The 19734-nt window shown below is 54.1% G+C and carries 18 protein-coding genes; 12 read left to right on the plus strand and 6 right to left on the minus strand.

Annotated features, from left to right (window positions below):
* Positions 1 to 119: 119 nt before the first annotated feature.
* From sbcD to EPD59_RS15945, 5 genes are read left to right on the plus strand one after another with little or no spacing between them, the layout of a single operon-like run.
* Positions 120 to 1346 (plus strand): exonuclease subunit SbcD, encoded by a 1227-nt coding sequence (gene sbcD, locus EPD59_RS15925; RefSeq protein ID WP_133273647.1) that lies wholly within the window; start codon positions 120 to 122, stop codon positions 1344 to 1346.
* Between the two features lie 12 nt (positions 1347 to 1358).
* Positions 1359 to 1790, plus strand: a complete 432-nt coding sequence (locus tag EPD59_RS15930; protein ID WP_133273648.1) for a hypothetical protein — start codon at positions 1359 to 1361, stop codon at positions 1788 to 1790.
* The gene (locus tag EPD59_RS15935) at positions 1791 to 3824 is read left to right on the plus strand and encodes an AAA family ATPase (protein ID WP_133273649.1); all 2034 of its coding nucleotides are present in this window, start codon (positions 1791 to 1793) and stop codon (positions 3822 to 3824) included. It abuts the gene before it with no gap.
* On the plus strand, positions 3752 to 5236 hold the full coding sequence (locus EPD59_RS15940) for an SbcC/MukB-like Walker B domain-containing protein (protein WP_165963629.1): 1485 nt from the start codon (positions 3752 to 3754) through the stop codon (positions 5234 to 5236). Before EPD59_RS15935 ends, EPD59_RS15940 begins: the two co-directional genes overlap by 73 nt.
* Before the next feature lie 33 nt (positions 5237 to 5269).
* The gene (locus EPD59_RS15945) at positions 5270 to 5689 is read left to right on the plus strand and encodes an SMI1/KNR4 family protein (protein ID WP_133273651.1); all 420 of its coding nucleotides are present in this window, start codon (positions 5270 to 5272) and stop codon (positions 5687 to 5689) included.
* A gap of 110 nt (positions 5690 to 5799) precedes the next feature.
* On the opposite strand, the gene EPD59_RS15950 is transcribed toward EPD59_RS15945, so the two are convergent.
* Both EPD59_RS15950 and EPD59_RS15955 read right to left on the minus strand, forming a co-directional pair.
* Positions 5800 to 6921: a DUF6687 family protein gene (locus tag EPD59_RS15950; protein WP_240731449.1), complete on the minus strand. Its 1122-nt coding sequence runs from the start codon at positions 6919 to 6921 to the stop codon at positions 5800 to 5802.
* Between the two features lie 24 nt (positions 6922 to 6945).
* Entirely contained in the window at positions 6946 to 7266 is a 321-nt protein-coding gene (locus tag EPD59_RS15955) for an HNH endonuclease (protein WP_133273652.1), read from the minus strand.
* A 281-nt stretch (positions 7267 to 7547) separates the two neighbouring features.
* Here EPD59_RS15955 and EPD59_RS15960 point away from each other — a divergent pair, with 281 nt between their 5' ends.
* The 4 genes from EPD59_RS15960 to EPD59_RS15975 all read left to right on the plus strand — a co-directional run bounded on the left by EPD59_RS15960 (position 7548) and on the right by EPD59_RS15975 (position 11948).
* Positions 7548 to 7997: a hypothetical protein gene (locus EPD59_RS15960; protein ID WP_133273653.1), complete on the plus strand. Its 450-nt coding sequence runs from the start codon at positions 7548 to 7550 to the stop codon at positions 7995 to 7997.
* A 197-nt stretch (positions 7998 to 8194) separates the two neighbouring features.
* Positions 8195 to 8503, plus strand: coding sequence for a thioredoxin (gene trxA, locus EPD59_RS15965; RefSeq protein WP_133273654.1), 309 nt, complete (start codon positions 8195 to 8197; stop codon positions 8501 to 8503).
* A gap of 268 nt (positions 8504 to 8771) precedes the next feature.
* Positions 8772 to 11075 carry a TonB-dependent receptor gene (locus tag EPD59_RS15970; RefSeq protein ID WP_240731450.1) on the plus strand — a complete coding sequence of 768 codons (2304 nt, stop codon included), beginning with the start codon at positions 8772 to 8774 and terminating at the stop codon, positions 11073 to 11075.
* Between the two features lie 33 nt (positions 11076 to 11108).
* Positions 11109 to 11948 (plus strand): DUF4249 domain-containing protein, encoded by an 840-nt coding sequence (locus EPD59_RS15975; protein ID WP_165963630.1) that lies wholly within the window; start codon positions 11109 to 11111, stop codon positions 11946 to 11948.
* Between the two features lie 82 nt (positions 11949 to 12030).
* On the opposite strand, the gene EPD59_RS15980 is transcribed toward EPD59_RS15975, so the two are convergent.
* On the minus strand, positions 12031 to 12873 hold the full coding sequence (locus EPD59_RS15980) for a purine-nucleoside phosphorylase (RefSeq protein ID WP_133273657.1): 843 nt from the start codon (positions 12871 to 12873) through the stop codon (positions 12031 to 12033).
* Between the two features lie 126 nt (positions 12874 to 12999).
* Between EPD59_RS15980 and EPD59_RS15985 the strand changes: the two genes are divergently transcribed.
* Entirely contained in the window at positions 13000 to 13452 is a 453-nt protein-coding gene (locus EPD59_RS15985) for a hypothetical protein (protein WP_133273658.1), read from the plus strand.
* A 73-nt stretch (positions 13453 to 13525) separates the two neighbouring features.
* Here the strand turns inward: EPD59_RS15985 and sppA are convergent, their stop codons facing one another.
* Together sppA and EPD59_RS15995 are read right to left on the minus strand one after the other, a co-directional pair.
* The gene (gene sppA, locus EPD59_RS15990) at positions 13526 to 15289 is read right to left on the minus strand and encodes a signal peptide peptidase SppA (RefSeq protein WP_133273659.1); all 1764 of its coding nucleotides are present in this window, start codon (positions 15287 to 15289) and stop codon (positions 13526 to 13528) included.
* A gap of 81 nt (positions 15290 to 15370) precedes the next feature.
* Positions 15371 to 16702, minus strand: a complete 1332-nt coding sequence (locus tag EPD59_RS15995) for a replication-associated recombination protein A (RefSeq protein ID WP_133273660.1) — start codon at positions 16700 to 16702, stop codon at positions 15371 to 15373.
* Positions 16703 to 16873: 171 nt separating this feature from the next.
* Between EPD59_RS15995 and EPD59_RS16000 the strand changes: the two genes are divergently transcribed.
* Positions 16874 to 17794 carry a DMT family transporter gene (locus tag EPD59_RS16000; RefSeq protein WP_133273661.1) on the plus strand — a complete coding sequence of 307 codons (921 nt, stop codon included), beginning with the start codon at positions 16874 to 16876 and terminating at the stop codon, positions 17792 to 17794.
* Between the two features lie 61 nt (positions 17795 to 17855).
* Here EPD59_RS16000 and lpdA read toward each other — a convergent pair whose 3' ends face one another.
* Positions 17856 to 19250, minus strand: a complete 1395-nt coding sequence (lpdA, locus tag EPD59_RS16005; RefSeq protein ID WP_133273662.1) for a dihydrolipoyl dehydrogenase — start codon at positions 19248 to 19250, stop codon at positions 17856 to 17858.
* 220 nt (positions 19251 to 19470) lie between these two features.
* Here lpdA and EPD59_RS16010 point away from each other — a divergent pair, with 220 nt between their 5' ends.
* Complete coding sequence (locus EPD59_RS16010; RefSeq protein WP_133273663.1) at positions 19471 to 19731, plus strand: hypothetical protein; 261 nt, start codon at positions 19471 to 19473, stop codon at positions 19729 to 19731.
* The last annotated feature ends 3 nt before the right edge of the window (positions 19732 to 19734 follow it).

Raw genomic sequence — 19734 nt, forward strand, 5'->3', positions numbered from 1 at the left:
GCGCAAACGTCTCTCAGAGTAAAAACGCTGAGGCACGCTGAGGTCATTTGTGATCTTCAGGGTGCCTCAGCGTTTTTGTGCTGTGGGAACCTCCTGTTTGCGCTTTACCTTTGAAGTCTATGCGTGTACTACATACCGCCGATTGGCACTTGGGCCAACGCTTCAATGGCGGCCACGAGCGCACCGAGGAGCACCGTCATTTTCTGCGTTGGCTGGTTGAAACTATTCAGGCCCAGCGCGTGGAAGTGCTGGTAGTGGCCGGCGACATCTTCGATACCGGCTCGCCCTCCAATGCGGCTCTGGAACTCTATTATTCGTTTTTGCTGCAGATGCAGGCCACCGACTGCCGCGACATTGTGCTAGTGGGGGGCAACCATGATTCGCCGGCGACGCTCAACGCGCCCGCCCGCTTGCTGCGCCATCTGCGCGTACACGTGGTTGGCTGTGTACCCGACTGTTTTGAGGACCAAGTAATTGTATTAGATAACGCTGCTGGCAAGCCGGGGCTTGTGGTGTGCGCCATCCCATTCCTCCGCGACCGGGACGTGCGCCTATCGGTGCCCGGCGAGGCGGCGGAAGAGCGGGAAGAGCGTATCCGGCAAGGCATTGCTGACCACTATGCCCGCGTATCGGAGATAGAAATGGTATGGCAACTAAAAGCTGCTGGGGTGCCTGTATTGGCCACCGGCCACCTCTATGCGGCCGGCGCTTCGCCTTCCGATTCGGAGCGCACTATTCACGTTGGCAACCTCGGCCAAGTCACCGCCGACCACTTCCCGACGCTGTTCGACTATGTGGCCTTGGGGCATCTGCACCGTCCCCAGCGCGTGGGTGGGCGTGAGCATATACGCTATTCCGGCTCTCCTATTCCGCTGTCTTTCTCCGAAATAGACCATCCCAAGGAGGTGTTGCTGCTGGAATTTGCCCCCCAGAGCCTTGCCATCGAAGCTCTGCCTGTGCCCAGCGCCCGGCGGCTGGTACGTTTCCATGGCCCGCTTGATGAAGTGCTGGTGCGCCTGGCGGCCTATGACAACGCGGGCTACCAGCTACCCGCCTGGGCCGACGTAGAAGTGCGCTCTGAACTGTCGCAGCTAGAAGTAGCGGAGCAACTATTGGCCGTCATCACCCAACTCGACCGCACCCAGTTGGAAGTACTGGCGCGTCGTCATTTCCGCCTGCTCACCCTGCGTCCTCTCGGCGACGACCCTGAACCGCTCACCCGCAGCCTCCACGACTTCACTGAGCGCGAAGTGTTCGAGAAACGGTTGGAGGAAGAGCCCGAAGAAGCGCGTACAGAGCTGTTAGGCGCGTTTGATGAGTTGCTGGAACTGATGCGGCAAGGGTAAGTTAGACTGATTATGCGTTCTGAAACTGACGTTGCATATAATCAACGGTATCTCATTATCCGAGATAGATTAGGTGAATTTCCACCTGCTTACAGCCACTTTAAGAAGTATCTTACTTCTCCCAGATGGGCATCCGTAACTACCGATTACTGCTATGCTGATATTGACCTACCGAAGTTTTATGACTACATATTTGAATTAAATAATCCGAATAGATACTGGCAGCAGCGAACAGTTGTACGCCATGCTTTCCTGTACCATCATAAAATCAACAGGCTTGAACACGGCCATGCAATGCATTGCCTAATAGAATTTCCTGATAATGATGCACCACTAATATTTTCTGAATTACCAATTAACGATGGTGGGGTGACTATGCATAGTGGTATTGGGCTTTGTACTGCTGGCGACTGGGAGTATATCCACCATAACCTTACCCATTGAATGAAAATACTCCGCGTCCGTTTCTCCAATCTTAACTCGCTGCGCGGACAGCATGAAATAGATTTCAGTCACTCGCCTCTTTCCGATGCGGGGTTGTTTGCCATTACCGGCCCCACGGGTGCCGGCAAAACCACTATTCTTGATGCTATCACGCTGGCTCTTTATGGGCAGGTGCCGCGCCATGAGGGTGGCGTAGAGCAGGTCATGAGTCACGGTACGGGCGAGAGCTGGGCCGAGGTAGAATTTCAGGTAAACGGGCGTCGCTACCGCTCGAAGTGGGGTCAGTATCGGGCGCGCAAGAAAGCCGAGGGCAAGCTCCAGGATTCGCGCATGGAACTCAGCGAGGAGCCCACTACTCCCTCCGACGCACCCGACGACAATTGGCCCATTATTGAAAGCTACAAATCCAGGGTGCCAGCGCGGGTGGCGGAACTGAGCGGACTGGAGTATCGGCAGTTTCTACGGTCTGTACTGCTGGCCCAGGGCGAGTTTACGCGGTTTTTGAAGTCGAGCGCCGGCGAGCGGGCCCAGCTGCTGGAGAAGATTACGGATACGCGCAAGTACTCCGATATTTCGGTTTTTGCCTTTCGGAAGGCTAAGGAAGAAGCCCAGCAGGTAGAGGTCCTACGGACGGGTCTGGCCGGCGTTACGCTTCTATCCGATGAGGAGGTAACAGCGCTGGAAACCGAAATGACTGCTATTGCGCAGCAGGTACAAGCCAGCACTGCTACGCAGCAGCAATTACAGGAAGCCCAAATCTGGCTCACGAAACTCGCTGACTTAGCTACCCGCCAGCAGCGAAACCAAGCGAGCCTTGCTACTCTTGCTGCCGAGGCGGAAGACTTATCTCCCTTGCGGCAGCGCCTTACCGCGCACGAGCAGGCCCTTCCCTTTCGTACACCTTGGGAACTGTTGCAAGCTGCTGGTATCCGATTGCAGCGCATGCGTGAGGAGGAGGCGCTGGCGCTGGAGAAGCGTCCGCAGCTCCAACAACAGCTCGATGTGGCACTCGTAAGCAGGGCGACGGTGCAGCAGGCGCGCGACGCGGCGCTAGCACAGCAGGAGGAGCAAAACCCGAAGTTGCTGGAAGCTGAGAAGCTAGACGCGGTGATTCAGGCCGAGGAAGCCCAGCTCACCAGGGAAAAGCAGGAGTACGAGCAGCGCAATGAACAGTGCAAGCAACAGAAAGCTGACTATGAGCAGGCTATAGCACAAGCCAGCCGCCTCAGTGACCAGCTAAAAGAGCTTTCTGCTTGGCTTACGCTGCACGGGCGCCGCATTGACTTGCCAACCATTCGGCCCCAACTTAGCAGCCATCTCGAAGACCTGGCCGACGTAGATCGGGAGCTACAGGAGCTCAAAACCCAGCAGAAGACGCAAACCCTGGCGCTGCAACAAGCTCAGCAGCTAAGCGCGCAGGCGACCGCCCGGCAGACTGAGGCTGTAAAGCAGGCCGGCGACTTAGCGACAGTCCAACAGCAAGTAGAAGCGGAGCGGGATACCTGGCTGGCGCGTTTGCAACAGTTTGTGGCAAGCTTGCAGGAGCAGCACGCAGCGCAGGAAAAGCACCTGACGGATCTGCGCTTGCTAGTTCAGACCCAGCAGTTGATTTTAAGTCATGAGGAGGCGCGGCACTATTTGGAAGCAGGTCAGCCATGTCCTTTGTGCGGCGCCACGGAGCACCCCTTTGCGCTGGGGGCGCTCGGCGTAACGGCTGATTCGCTGCAACGTGACAAAGAGCGGGAAGAAGCATTGGGCCAGCAGGTAAGGGCTCTGAATGGCCGCGTGCAGAAGCTGCTGACGGCGGCGGGCATGCTGGAGAATGCTGGGGGGCAAATTTCGACGGAGAATCTACAGATTCACCGGCCGCTGTCGGGGAAGAGGAAGAAATGGCCCCCAGACAAGCGCGCGCACTATCTCAGCAGCTACGCGAACTTCAGGAGCAGCGTCATGCCGCAGCTATGCGCAGCACGGAGGCCCATGGCGAACAGCAGCTTGCCAGTCAGCAGCAACGCCAAGCGATTGAAGAATTAGCCAAGCTCTCCGCGAAGCTGGACGATGTTCACGACCGAGCCCCAAAAATTAAGGAGCAGGTAACCAGCATGCTGGCGTACTTTCAACTCACTTTTACGGGTGATAATGGCGCCGCCCTGACTGAGCAGTTGGAGCAGCTGACGACGGAGTTTGAGCAACATAAAGAGGCGCTGAACAAGGCCGAAAGCCAGCGCGCCGCCGTTCAGGCCCAAAGCGAAGAGCTTAAAAAATCGCTTGCCCAAGCGCAGGACTGGCTCACTGCGCGCAAGGCAGAACTGGTGCGTCACCACGAGGCAATTCAGCGTCGGCGGGAGCAGCGCCAGCAATTTTTTGCTGGCTCCGATGTAGAGCAGGCACGTCGGCAGCTAACGGACGCGGTAAAGAAGCTAACTGAAGCGTATGAAAGCAGTCACCAGGCTTTCTGCGAGCACGAAAGTCAATTGTCGCGTGCTGACGAGCGACGCCGCCAGTTGGAACTGGAAACGGCTCGTGAGCAGCAGGAGCACGATCAACTCTATACTAAGCTAGTAGCCGATCTGCAAGCCGCAAATTTGCCCCCCAACCCTGAGGAGCTACGCACGCGCCTTCTCCCCGATGCCGAAGCACGCCGCCTCGCCGACCAGCTACAGTCGCACGAACGCGCCCTTCTTACTACCCAAAGCGCTCTTACAGAAACCCAGCAGCAACTGGAGCTGGAACAAAGCAAGAAGTTGACTACAGAACCGGCGGAAGTAATAAGGGAGCAATTGCGAACTGCGGAGCGAACCGTAGCCGACCTGCATCAGCAGCTGGGGCAGCGTCGGCAGCGCCTTCAAGATCATCACCAGGGATTGGAGCGTCACGCCGAACTAGCGGCGACGCTGGAAAAGCAGCAGCAGGAAGCTAGGCGCTGGCGCCAGCTAGCGGAGCTTATCGGTTCGGCTGATGGGAAGAAGTTCAGCGAGTTTGCCCAGGGCCTCACTCTCACGCGCCTCACGGAGCTGGCCAACCGCCACCTCGCGCGCCTCACCGACCGCTACCGCATCACGCGCAATCCGCAGGAATATCTCGATTTGCTGGTCGTGGACCATTATCAGGCGGACAGCACACGCTCCATGAACTCGCTTTCCGGGGGTGAAAGCTTTCTGGTGAGCTTGGCGCTGGCGTTGGGTCTTTCGGAATTAGCAGGTCACAAAACCCAGATTGAGACGCTGTTTATCGATGAAGGTTTTGGCACCCTCGATGCCGACGCGCTGGAAGTAGCTCTTACTGCCCTCGAAATTCTGCAAGGCACCGGCAAAATGATCGGAATCATCTCGCACGTAGAAGCCTTGAAAGAGCGCGTGAGCACCCAAATTAATGTCCGCAAAGGCGTGGGGGTATTAGCACTCTGCGCGTGGTTGGGTTTGGAGAGAGCGAGTAGCGCTTTATAAAACAATAATTGTCCAACAATTGATATTTATTCTATGCAAGACATAATTAATAGAATAAAAGAACTCGCTGTTTTGTATCCTGATGATGTTGCATTACATCCACCGGCTGGCGAGTTAAGGATTGAGTTTATTGAGTCTAAGCTGCAAACTAAATTACCTGCTGAGCTAATAGAGCTGTATAATTTTAGTAACGGCTTTGCCTTTTTGAATTATGTAGTTGTTGGCTTGATGAATAAAAGACTACTCAATATATTAAGTATTAACCCAATGACTCTTAAGCCTAACGGGTTGCATAAAGAAGTAATTATATTTATGATTACTGAATTAGGCGAAAGCTTTGCTTATACAATTGATGCAAATTCAGATACTTTTCAAGTAATAAAAATGGAAGAATCAGATTCCATTTTTAAAGTGGTAGCACCGGGTATTCGTTCTTTTTTGAAAAGTTTTTAGATATAATATCGGTGCTTCTTGAATATCATAGCCGAGATGAAGACGTGACATTTTTTGAAGATGAATTATTGCCGGAAGAGTTAGCTAAATGGAATTAGCTAAATTATATCTTAGCTAAACTCACCTCCAACGGCCTTCATTTCCGCCCACGTCCAATAGCGGCGGGGCGCGATGCCCGCGTAGCCTTGTTGAAAGAAATCCACCACTTCTTTTTCTATTGTCTCGGCATCAATAGATGATTGTTCGATGGGTCGCTGGTCGGGGTCGGCGTAACGCTGGGCTTTGCTGAGCTTTTTGCCTCCCAGACGCAGCAATGGGCCTGTGTCGGTGATGGCATCAAAAACCCAGGCGCTGGGGGAGTTTTCTAGGCTGCTGAGGCGAGTGGCCAGGCCATTCAACGACAAGCGCGGCAGCGTGGGGCGCGACTCCAGATCAATCCAGGTGGTATACTTATACTCCAGCTCGTAGCGCCGACCATCATAGCAGCTTAGCACAATATCGAAGCCGTTGGTCGGGCCAAACAAGGCGTAATACGGCAGTGGATCGGGCGTGTGCACCACCAATAAGCCCAAGTCCGGATAGCGCGTGAGACGTGTGGCAGAACTGTGCATTACCTCAATGGCGCGGCGCACCCGGTTATATTCTGGTTCCCAAGCTGCGCGTCCCCGCTCAGGGTTTTCTAGTATTTCGCCGAAAACGGGCAGAAACCAGGCAAATTTCTCCGCCGAAGCTTCGGTCTCGCTGCGCCGAATGGCCGGCGCGCCAAAGGGCGGATAAAACAACTCCTTTTCCTTGGCATTAAGCCAGCAAACCAGCTTCAGCGCGTCATCGGCCAGCGGGTTAGTCCAGTCCAACTCACGGAAGTCGCCGAGCGTGGCCACCAGACGCAATAGTGGCTCATAATGCAAGGCCAACTCGGCATTCAGCAAGCTCCAGACGCCAACAAAGCCGTCGATGTCGAAGTGGTTGGCGCTGACGGCCTGTACTACCATTTCTGGTGTATGAGGTGCGCGCAAAGCTCTGAGCACTGAGCCAGCGCTGGTGTCGTCACGGAAGGCAACGGGCGTAGCGGCTCCGCGCCAGTGGGCCAATACCAACGCCGCCCGCAGGCCGGTGCTATCGACTAAAATGGTGGGCTGATGCTTAGCCTCGGCGAAGGGAACAAAATAATGCGCCAAAAACAGGATCTGTAAAAAGAGAAGAAGCGATGTGCCAAGAACGAATTTCTTCATTCCTGCTCACATAGTACGACCGGGTTAGCGCCGCTTACGACGATTGGAGATATGCTCTATACGACTACGACGCACCCAGTGCAAATATTTTTGTAGCTCCTCGGCTACTCGAAGGGCATCCACGGAAGCATATTTTTTGGCTAGCTCCCGATTAGTCAGCAGCAGGTGTACGGTACTATGGCAAGGTTGGCAGAGAGCCACGGTAGGCCCAAACCGCCCGCCTTCTTCGCGCGGGATGAGGTGATGACGCGACACAAAACGTACATGCCGCTCACATAGCTCACACTGTGGCTCAGGATTAGCCGCAGAATTAATAGAAACATTTTTGAAGCGACGACGGGGCATAAAATGCAATTATGTAAGAAGTTGGCCCGATGATAGCAGAGAGATTCTATAGGAAGTCTGATGAACAAAGATTTTTGCTTACAATCGATCCCACTCGAATAAATTCTATATTTGATTGTGACACTACGTTTAATTACAATAGCAAAAAGCTCTTCACCTTGCTTATAATGTGTTATTTGGCAGCTAAATCAACTAAATAATCGACCGTACAAGTTCAAAAATTCATCAAAATAGTTCTAAAAATAAACTTCGTCTTTTTCAACACTTTTACCACTTTCCCTATGCAAACTCTTACTCTTCACTTACCTCGGCGCTTTGCACTTTTACTGCGGGTCGCTGGTTTTTTCTTAGCTCTAATCGTGCTGACGCCGACGAAAGCTCACGCGCAAACCTGGCTGGTTTCGACCGATGCGTACATCAAACTGGGTGTAATGGATAAATTTGGTCAGTTGGGTACGTACCAGGCCACGTTTATTGTAGTAGATCAAACGTCGGGCAGAGAGTATTTGCTGACGAAAGAAGTAGAGAAGGGTAAAAATGGGATTGACGTACTTTTCCCATCGGAGCCTTCGGAGCCCGATTACTTTAAAACGGAGAAAGGTGAGGCCGCCCGCGCCGTTCCTGGCAAGTATGCTTGGGAGTGCCGGGTAGGTGGAAAGCGGGTTGTTGGGGGGCGTTTTGAGCTTCCAGCAGTAGCCAACGATGTGACGGTAGTGGATAACCGCAAATAATTCGCTTTTTTTGTTTTCTCCTTTCCTCACTTAGTACTAGCCCGGCGTTGCAGCGCCGGGCTTTTTTTGTGCGTCTGTGGTAGCAACGCGTGCCTTTTTGGTCGCAATTGCGTAGTAATAAGTTGGGGCTGGGGGGCGTTTTGCTCACTTGGCGGTCACCTATTTTTATAGTTCCAGCGTCGTTTACTCCTCAGATTATGCCTAAAAAATCTTTTGCCGAACTTATCAGCAGCCCCGGAATGCCGGTCTTGGTCGATTTTTATGCCGACTGGTGCGGGCCCTGCAAAACAATGGCTCCTATTCTGGAGCAGGTAGCCAACCAGCATCAGGGGAAGGTTAAAGTGATTAAAGTAGACGTGGACAAGAACCCAGCGGCGGCGCAGCAATTCCGCGTGCAGGGCATTCCCACACTTATTCTCTTCCACAAAGGCCAGCCCGTGTGGCGGCAGTCGGGGGTGGTACCGGCGCAGCAGCTCAGTCAGGCTATCGGGTCGGTGATTCACTGACGCACAGATTTTGCCCCCCAATCGCCTTTTTTTCTTCTCGGCTGTTATCCCGCTGTAAAGTGGGCTAGCTTGCTTTGCGGCTGTTTGTTTACAAGCAGAGAAAATTTGCCTATCGACTCGCCCAGCGCTTGTTATTTGGCTATTGGTCTTCCATCCTACCGTGTCCTTAAATGCTCCCCTGCCCGCATAGTACATTTATGATTCTGTTCGTTGTCAAGCTATGCGTGTAGTAGTACCCTTTGTTCAGTCCATTCTTTTCTTACTGATTTTGTGCACGTTGCCCCAGGTGGCGCTGGCCCAAGCCACCGTTACGCTGAGCGGATACGTGCGCGGCGCCACCGATCAGGGCGTGCTACCGGGTGCTTCCGTAGCCGTGCCAGCGCTGAATACCGGCGTAACGGCTGATGAGAAGGGATTTTATTCCCTGCCCCTACCCACAGGACGTTATGAGGTAGTCATTTCCTTTATCGGCTACGAAACGGTGACGCGGGATATAAACGTAAACCGTAGCCAGCGCATTTCCTTCGTGTTGCCGGAGGCGGCCAATGAACTTGGGGAGGTGATCGTAGAGGGCTCGGGCACCTTAGAGCAAAAGCTGCAAACTACCCAAATGAGCGTGGACCGCCTCACGACCCGCGAGGCGAAGCTGCTGCCGGCTTTGTTTGGGGAAGTTGATTTGCTGAAAACCTTACAGCTCAAGCCCGGCGTGCAAAACGGCGGGGAGGGCACCAGCGGCCTCTTCGTGCGCGGCGGCTCCTCCGACCAAAATCTGTATTTGCTCGATGAGGCGGTGGTATACAATCCTTCGCACTTGTTTGGGCTGTTTTCGGTGTTCAATCCGGATGCCGTGCAAAGCGTAGATTTATACAAAGGCGGCTTTCCAGCGCAGTTTGGGGGGCGTTTATCGTCGGTGGTTGATGTAAAGCTGCGTGAGGGTAACACTAAGAAGCTGGGAGTGAGCGGGGGCCTAGGCCTTATATCTTCGCGCCTTACAGTGGAAGGGCCCATTGTGAAGGATAAAGGATCATTTATCCTGTCGGGGCGGCGCACTTACTTCGATGTGTTTACACGCCAAATCAATAAGCTGAACGCCGATGACCCGGAGTATAACCCCATTCCTAACTACTACTTCGCCGATTACAACGCCAAAGCCAACTATAAGCTCGGCGATAAAGACCAGATTTTCCTGACAGGCTACTACGGCCGCGACGTGTTTGGCTTTAACAGTACTGGCAGCTTCAACTTCGATTTTACCTGGGGCAATACCGTGGGCGCTTTGCGCTGGAACCATGTGTTTTCGCCGAAGTTATTCGTGAATACGACAGCTTCATTTACGCGCTACGAGTACGACGTCACCAACAAGATCGACCAGTTCAGCTTCAACCTTGCCTCCGACATCCGCGATATAGCCCTCCGGACTGACTTTGAGTACCAGCCCAATGAGCGCCACACGCTAAAGTTTGGCGCCAGCGCCACCGACCATATTTTCGGCGTGGGCCGCCTGCAAGCTGGCAGCGAAGATGGTCGCCTCGACATTGGCTCCGATGTAAATTACCGGGGTCAGGAAGCCGCTCTTTATGCCAGCGACAACTTTAAGCCTACCGACAAGTTACAGCTAGAATACGGCCTGCGGGCAACTGCCTTCCAAAGCGGCTCCGACCGCTACGCGGGCCTGGAGCCACGAGCGGCGGCGCGCTATTCGCTCACGCCCAACACATCGTTGAAGGCCAGCTACGCCCTCATGTACCAGTACGTGCATTTGGTAACCAACTCGGGCGCATCCTTGCCCACCGATATCTGGTATCCGTCGCGGGAGTCGGTGAAGCCGCAACGCTCCCAGCAGGTGGCAACTGGAGTAAGCTTTTTGCTTGGCGGGGGGCAATTTTTGCTGACCAATGAGGTGTATTACAAGTGGGCCCAAAACCAGATTGACTTTAAAGATGGCGCCCAGCTATTTGTGAACCCCGACCTGGATCAGGAGTTTCTGTTTGGCAAAGGCTGGAGCTACGGCAACGAGTTGTACCTGGAGAAGAAAACGGGCCGCACTACCGGCTGGGTGGGCTACACGCTGGCCTGGAGCAAGCGCAAATTTGCCCCCCAGCGCGGCACCACGGGCATCAACAACGGCGCCGACTTCTACCCTACCTACGACCGTCGCCACAACCTTACGGTGGTGCTGCTGCATCGGCTCTCGGAGCGTGTGAACCTGACGGGATCTTTCGTGTACAGCTCCGGCGCGCCCACCACGTTGCCCCAAGGACGTTTTGTATTTCAGGAAGTGTACGGCGCCGAAGCCGCCGCCGTGCCCATTTACCCCGACCGCAACTCGTATCGCTTGGCGCCCTACCACCGCCTCGATCTGGGCCTGGTGTGGAATATGAAACCTAACCGCTGGTTCGATGAGTCGGACCTGACGTTTAGCGTATACAACTCATACAACCGGCGCAATCCTTACTTCGTGTATTTCGACCAGGTGAAAGACCCCGCTACGGAGCAGGTAACCGGCTACCGCGCCCGGCAGGTGTCGCTGTTCCCGATTATTCCTTCCGTGACCTACAATTTCAAATTCTGACCGATGGCTGTGGTTCAATCTATGGGACTTTATTTGAAAACTATCCTGACTTGCAGCATCCGGCGCGTACTACCGCTGGCTTTGCTGCTGGGGCTTGTCGGGTGTGAAAACCTGCAACAGGACATTGATGTGGTCATTCCTACTGCGCCTGCGCAATTAGTGATTGAGTGCTATCTGGAACCTAACCAGCGCGCCCAGCTTACGGTGAGCGAAACGGCGCCTTATCTTTCTTCGCCCATACCAGTGGTACCGGAAGATGTGACGGTGGTAATAGCAGGCCCAAATCGGCAACGCGAAACCCTGCTCTATGATCCCGGTTTCAACTTCGTGACGGGCAAAGTGTACACGCACCGCGGCCGCAATCGACTTCTAATTCAGCCCGGCGACGTGTTTACGCTGGAGGCGAAGGATAAGAAAGGTCGGGTGGTGACGGGCACCGCCAAAATGCCTACCCCCGTACCACTCGATACAGTGGAGTTCAACTTCAACGACCGCCCGATCCAACTGCGGGAGGCAATTGTGTTGGCCCGTTTCCGCGACCCCCTGGAAACCCTCGACTTCTACCGCTTCCAGATTCACCGCGACAGTATTTCCCAAGACCCTGAAGTAGATTATACCATCGAAGACCGCCTCAACGAAGGCAAGGAAGTGACCTTGGGCACCAGCTACATCTTCGACCCCGGCGACTCTCTAATCGTCTCGCTCTACCACTTCGATGAGCCCTACTACCGCTTTCTGCAATCGACTCAGAACGCGCGCAATGCCAACGGCAACCCTTTTGGCCAGCCTGCGGCCGTGCAATCCACGGTGCAGGGCGGCATAGGCGTATTCACGATTCTGAGCTATGAAAGGCGCTCACTGGTGATTCCGTAAGACAGCGTTAATTCAAACCTAATGACACAAAAAAGCCCCCAGACAATATCTGGGGGACTTTTTTGAAACTTTAAATCAAAATCTACTGGCGTTCTATCACCGCCCGAATCAAGGCCGTGAGGCGGGGCTCGGCAGCAGCGGCGGCGCGTAGAATGTCGGCAATATCTACCTTCTTGAGCTTACCCGGCGAACATAAATCGGTGATGACGGAAATGGCTAGCACGGGCAAATCCATTTGGCGCGCCGCAATAACCTCGGGCACCGTGCTCATGCCCACAGCATCGGCCCCGATGGTGCGCAGGTAACGATACTCGGCGGGCGTTTCGAGCATAGGGCCAGGCAGACTGGCGTACACGCCGCGGCGCACATAATTGGTGAAGCCTAAGTCGTGGGCCGCGCGCTGGGCCTGGGCTAGTAGCGTGTGGTCGTAGGGCTCCAACATATCGGGGAAGCGGGGGCCTAGTTCATCCAGGTTTGGCCCGATGAGCGGATTCGTTGGTTGCAGATTCAGGTGGTCTTCGATGAGCATTAGGTCGCTCATGGCAAAGTCCGGATGTAGCCCGCCGGCGGCATTGCTTACAAACAGCTTTTGGATACCAAGCAGCTTCATTACGCGCACCGGAAACACCACCTGCTGCATGGTGTAGCCCTCGTAGTAGTGAAAGCGCCCTTGCATCACCAGCACCCGGCGCCCCGCCAAAATGCCCCCCAATAGCTTCCCGGAGTGACTTTCGACGGTCGAGGCCGAAAAGTGGGGCAAGTCGTCGTAAGAGAACTCATGATGGATTTCCAACTCCTTCACCAGAGCGCCCAGGCCGGTACCGAGGATAATTCCGAATTCAGGTTGGAAGTCGCCGAGTTGGCGGCGGATGTGGTCAGCGGCTTCGCGCAATTGCGCAGTTTGTTGGGCGGCAGTAAGATTCATGAATACGAAATGATGGCAAGCTGAATTTGTAGGCTATACAATATGTGAAGGGTAAGGAATAATTGTTACTTTTTATGTTAGACGGGACCTAAAACAATTACTTTTAGGATATATAATTTATGCAATATGACACGCTCTAATATATACTTAGTAAGCATTTTCGTGACTTTATTAAGCTGTAAAAAAAGCCCCCCATCCCCCTTGTCACCACAGAAGCAGGCAGTAGGAAGTTATCGTTTCGATAAAATTATTGCTCGTTATTGGACTATACACCCAAGTGGAGGGCACATAGTGAATGTTAAACGCTTACCAGCAGCCACTTTTGATGTAGTAGCAATCGGTTCAAATTCAATTAAAATCAAAAACTACGTAGTGCCCTATAAGACTATAACTACTGAGTGGCCTGCCGTATCGGGCAAATCGTTGTCGAATTATAGTTTTAGCGATGTCAAAGCAGGAGCTTACTATGCCAGAGTCCATCTGGAGGAGAAAGGTGATAGCATACTTCTTATTTACAAGAATGGTGGAAATCCAGGCCATTTACCGGACACCACCTACTACGGAAGTAGAATACGCTAAGCGTATGCAAACAGAAAGACGAGTCAGTACGGGCCATATGCCCGTGCTGACTCGTCTTTCTGTTTGCATACGCTTACTCGATATTCATTTCAAACGGCATGCGCGCCTGCACGCCTTCTAGCTTGATAAGCTTCTGGTACTGCTCGTACATGGGATAAAGCGGGCCTAGCTCCTGCTTCACCAGTTGCTGCCGCGCTTCTAAGCCAAAGCTCTCGAAGATATTTTCCACGAACGTTTTCTGGCGGGGCAAGCTTTGCAAGCGGTAGTCGCCCTCTTCTAGGTTGGCGCGGCGAGCGGCAATGCGCAGGGCATCTTCAAAGGAACCAAGCACGTCCACGAGGCCACGCTCCTTGGCTTCCGAGCCCGACCATACCCGCCCGGAGGCGTAGCCACGCAGCTTTTCTACGGGCATGTTGCGGCCCTTGGCGGCTTTGGTGGTGAAGTCGGCGTAGATGCGGTTGACTTCCTCTTGCAGCTGCTGCTGTTCAAAGGCCGTGAGCGGACGCGTGATGGTCGGCAGATCAGAGAACTTACCGGTAGTCACGCGGTCGGTGGTGATGCCGAGCTTGTCGCGCATGAGCGGCTGAATGTTGGGCAATACGCCAAACACGCCAATGCTACCCGTGATGGTGTTCGGATGAGCCACGATGGTATCGCAGGCCATGGCAATAAAATAGCCCCCCGAAGCCGCCACATCGGACATAGAGCACACGATAGGCTTCACTTTTTTGGTGAGCACCACTTCCCGGTAAATAATATCGGAGGCCAGCGACGAGCCGCCGGGGGAGTTGACGCGCAGTACCACGGCTTTCACTTTGTCGTCGAGGCGGGCCTGGCGAATGGCTTCGGCAAAACGAGTGCTGCCGATGTCGTTGTTGCCGCCCTTGCCGGTCACGATGTCGCCATCGGCGTAGATGACGGCAATACGTTTGGAGCCGCTGCCTTTGCTGTCACTGTCTTCACCTCGCTGGTAGGTACTTAGGCTAACAAGACCTAGTTTTTCGTCCTCTTCCACGCCCACTTTCTTTTTCATAAAGCTCAGGGCCTGATCGTAGTAGCCAAGGTTCGTAACCAAGCCGAGACGCTTGGCATCGTCGGCGTTGTGTACCAGCATGGAGTCAGAGATGACGCGCAGACGGGCGGGGGCAATTTTGCGCGACTTCGCCACGTGGCTGAGCATGAAGTCGTTCATCGAATTCAGGAACGACGAGGTTTGCAGCCGCGCCGAATCCGACATGCTATCCCGGAAATAAGGCTCTACGGCACTCTTGAAAGAACCTACCCGGAAGATATACGGCTCAATACCCAGCTTTTCGAAGAGGTTTTTGTAGTAGTACGTCTCCGAGCTTAAGCCATTGAATTCCAGTGTACCCTGCGGGTTCAGATAGATTTTATTGGCTACGGAGGCTAGGTAATAGCTCTTTTCAGAAGCCAAGTCATTGTAGGCAACCACAAACTTGCCCGACTTCTTGAAGTCGATCAGCTCGTTACGAATTTCCTCCAGCGTAGCCATACCGGCTTGCACCAGTTCCACATTCAGGAAAATGCCTTTGATGTTGTCGTCCTTTTTGGCGCGGCGGATGGCTTCCTTTATCTGGTCCAGTCCGCTGCTGGCATTGCTACCCCCGCCCATAAAGCTGCCCAGCGACTCCGGGTTCTCCCGCTCCGAAATAGGCTGATCGAGCTTCAGCTCCAGCACCGAGTTCTGGGCAATCTCCACCTCATCTTCGGAGCTGGCGGCCGTCACCAGGACGCCCACGAGCAGCAGAAAGCCGATGAAGGCAAACGCCATTAGACCAACTATCGTGGCCAATACAAATTTCAAAAACTGTCTCATTGGAAGGGGAATTATATCCGCGTGCTTAACAAATGTAGAAGGGTTTGGTCAACGGTGGCTTACTGCCAACGCCCGAGGGTATTAGTAGTCGTATTTTGCCCCCCACCACTGCCGCAGCCGCTCGCGCAGTTTCTGTTCGCTGGCGTTGTGGCCAGGGTCGTAGAAGCGCGTGCCGCTGAGGGCTTCGGGCAAAAACTCCTGGGGGGCAAAATTGCCTTCATAGTCGTGGGAGTACTGGTATTGCTGGCCGTAGCCGAGTTGCTTCATCAGGCGCGTGGGGGCGTTGCGCAACGGAATAGGTACTGACTGCACGCCCTGCTGGCGCACCAGCGCCCGCGCCTCCCGGATGCCTTTGTAGCTGGCATTGCTCTTCACACTAGTAGCTAGATATACAACAGTTTGCCCCAGAATAATGTCGCTTTCGGGCAGGCCAATAACCGTGACAGCCTGAAAACAGCTTTGGGCCAGCATCAATGCATTTGGGTTAGCATTGCCAATATCTTCGGAAGCGAGAATGAGCAGACGGCGCGCAATGAATTTCACGTCTTCGCCGCCTTCCAGCATCACCGCCAGCCAGTACAGAGCTGCATTGGGGTCGGAGCCGCGAATGCTTTTGATAAAAGCTGAGATGACATCGTAGTGCATTTCGCCGCCTTTGTCGTAGCGGGCGAGGTGTTGCTGCGCCAGCTCCTGCACCAACGCATCCGTAATGACAGTTTCACCCGTTTTCGCATCAGCAGGGCTCGCTTCAACTACTATCTCCAGCAGATTGAGCAGCTTACGAGCATCGCCACCCGAGATAGTGAGCAGCGCATTATACTCGGCTACGCGCACCTTTTTGCGCTGTAGAACTTCGTCTTCGACCAGGGCCTTATCCACCAGTTCAGTCAGCACTTCCTTGCTCAGCGGCTCCAGCACATACACCTGTGCCCGACTCAGCAAAGCCGGAATTACTTCAAACGAAGGATTTTCCGTTGTAGCGCCAATAAGCGTGACCACACCGCGCTCCACCGCCCCAAGCAACGCATCCTGCTGCGACTTGCTGAAGCGGTGAATCTCATCAATAAACAACACCGTGCCCGGCCGCGACTTGGCTTTCTCAATCACGTCACGCACGTCTTTCACGCCGGCATTAATGGCGCTCAGAGCTACGAAAGGCTGCTTTAACTCTTCGGCCAGCAAATGCGCTAGGGTTGTTTTGCCCACACCGGGCGGTCCCCACAAAATGATTGATGGCAAACGCCCTCCGGCCAAATAGCGCCGCAGTACGCCCTCCGGCCCCACTAAGTGCTGTTGGCCAGCATACTCCGCGAGCGTGCGCGGGCGCCGACGCTCCGCAAGCGGAGCATTGGAGTTGGGCTTAGCGGTTTGGGCAGGCGTAGGTTCAGAATCGAAGAGGGAGCCGGTAGTCATGGAAGAATAACGTAAAACGAAGCTCAAATGTAGCGTAGGAGCCGACCGAATGAAGAATACTACAGGTAAGCTACTGCTTCGGTTGGCAGGTGGTGCAGTACTTGGGCAGGTAACCTTAGCTGAACAAAAAGGCGCAGAAGAAGCTTCCTGCTACCCGTACCTTTGCCGGCGATGAAAAATTCCCTGCGCGTCCACGCGGCCTTGTTTCTGGTAGCCCTGATTTACGCTGCCAACTATAGTCTCTCCAAGGATGTGATGCCCGAGTACATGGGCCCGTTTGGCATCGTCACGCTGCGTATTGTGGGTGCAGCGTTGTTTTTTTCCATTCTCAGTCATCTAATTGCCCCCCAAGACCGCATTCAGGGCCGCGCCGATACTATACGTTCAATTATCTGCGGCATCACGGGCATTGGAGTCAATCAGCTGCTGTTTTTTTCTGGGCTGAATTATACATCGCCCATTAATGCGTCGTTGCTCCAAACCATTGCCCCCATCGTGGTAGTCATTGCTTCGGCCGTTCTGCTGGGCGAAAAAATCACGAAAGCCCGCGTGGGGGGCATTTTGCTGGGGGCCATAGGTGCTGCTACGCTTATCCTGAGTCGCAACCCCACCGACGCCATCTACCCGAATGCTACGTTGGGCAATATTCTTATTCTGCTGAATGCCAGCGCGTTTGGGGTATATCTGGTATTGGTTACGCCGCTTATGCGAAAGTATAATGCCTTCACCGTGCTGGCTCGGATATTTCTGGTGGGTGCCGTAATAGCCGTGCCTTTTGGCTGGCGCGATGCAATTACGACCGACTATGCACATTTCCCGCTTTACATCTGGGCCGAAGTGATTTACATGGTCCTTTTCCTGACCATCATTGCCTATCTGCTTAATAACTGGGCGCTCAAATACGCCTCCCCTGCCCTGCTGGGCGTGTATATTTATTTGCAGCCGGTGCTGGCCGTGCTTATTGCCGTGAGCTTAGGCAAAGACCATTTTACCTGGGGCCGGGCCCTACAAGCGGCCTTGATTTTTGGCGGCGTCTTTTTAGTAAGCCGCAAGCCAAGGCCGCAGGTGCCGTTGGAGCCAGTACAGGATTAAACAGTAACAAAAAAAGCCCCCCAGCAAATTGCTGGGGGCTTTTTTTGTTACTAAAGACGAACTATAAGTGGATTACCTCACCGTAAGCAGCGGCGGCAGCTTCCATAATGGCTTCCGACATAGTCGGGTGCGGATGCACCGACTTGATGATTTCGTGGCCGGTGGTTTCGAGCTTGCGCGCTACCACTACTTCGGCAATCATCTCAGTCACGTTCGAGCCGATCATGTGGGCACCGAGCCACTCGCCGTACTTGGCGTCGAAAATCACTTTTACGAAACCATCTTTCACGCCGCCGGCGCTGGCTTTGCCTGAGGCCGAGAAAGGAAATTTACCCACCAGAATATCGATGCCTTTGTCGCGAGCTTCTTTTTCGGTCATGCCGACGCTGGCAATTTCAGGCTGGGCGTAGGTGCAGCCGGGGATGTTCTGGTAGTTGAGCGGCTCAGGGTGATGGCCAGTAATGGCTTCCACGCAGATAATGCCTTCAGCAGAAGCAACGTGCGCCAGCGCCGGGCCAGGTACGATGTCACCGATGGCGTAGATGCCGTCCACGTTGGTCTTGTAGTACTCATCGACGATGATGCGGCCCTTCTCTACCTTAATGCCCAGCTCTTCGAGGCCCAGGTTTTCGAGGTTGGTTTGCACGCCCACAGCCGAGAGTACCACGTCGCACTCGATTTGCTGGTCGCCTTTAGCGGTTTTTACCGTCACTTTGCAGCCTTCGCCCTTCGTGTCCACGTTGGTTACTTCGGCGCTGGTGAGAATGGTCATGCCCATCTTTTTGAAGGACTTCTCCATCTGCCGCGACACCTCCTCATCCTCTACGGGAACGATGCGGGGCATGAATTCCACGATGGTTACCTCCGAGCCCATGGCGCGGTAGAAGTAAGCAAACTCAACGCCGATAGCGCCTGAGCCTACCACCACGAGGCGCTTGGGCATTTGCTCCAGCGTCATGGCCTTACGATACCCGATGATTTTCTTGTTGTCGATGGGCAGGTTAGGCAACTCGCGTGAGCGGGCGCCAGTAGCCAGAATGATGTGCTTGGCCTCCACGGTTTCTTTCGAACCGTCGGCTTTGGTTACTTCCACTTTGCCAGGAGCCAGCAGTTTGCCGGTACCCGATACGGTTTCGATTTTATTCTTTTTAAACAGGAAGTTGATGCCCTTGCTCATGCCATCGGCCACACCGCGGCTGCGCTGCACTACGGCACCAAAATCATAGCTCGGGTTTTCGACCTTCAGACCATAGTCTTCAGCGTGTTTGAAATATTCAAATACCTGGGCGCTTTTGAGCAGCGCTTTGGTTGGAATGCAGCCCCAGTTGAGGCAAATGCCCCCCAACGATTCGCGCTCTACTACACCTACTTTCAACCCGAGTTGTGAAGCCCGAATAGCGGCTACGTAGCCACCCGGCCCACTACCCACCACGACCAGATCATATTGCAATGCCATATTTTTGTGCTTGAGAAGAGATAGAAAATTTTCGTCCGGAAGGCCAGCCGCCCGAGCCGGGCAAAGATAACCAGCGTTTGTTACTCTCAACAATAAGGTTTTAAAGAGCTGGTTTACGTAAAAAGCACGTGAATTTGCCCCCCGGCGGCGGCCTCGTCGTACAATACACAACCGCGTGACAGCTGGTCCGGTTTGGGCTCCGTCCTTACTTTCTAGTGTTATGAAAACAGCCTTACGCTCACTCCTTGCGGCCGCCGTGTTGCTGCTCGCTTCGCAGTGCGCTTCCACGCCCGAACAGGAAGCCCCAACCAAGTACAAGTCAACCCCATCGGCCCGCCGAGCCATAGAGCGTGAGCCCGCCGCCCCCGCAACCTGGATTCCCTCAGCACGACCCCGCAGGATTCGACCCTTTAAAATAAGCTCAGTTATCTCACAAGGCGGTCATGCAGAGCGGCGCGAAGCATCTCGCCCGCGCCATTAGATT

Source organism: Hymenobacter radiodurans (assembly GCF_004355185.1).
GTDB lineage: Bacteria > Bacteroidota > Bacteroidia > Cytophagales > Hymenobacteraceae > Hymenobacter > Hymenobacter radiodurans.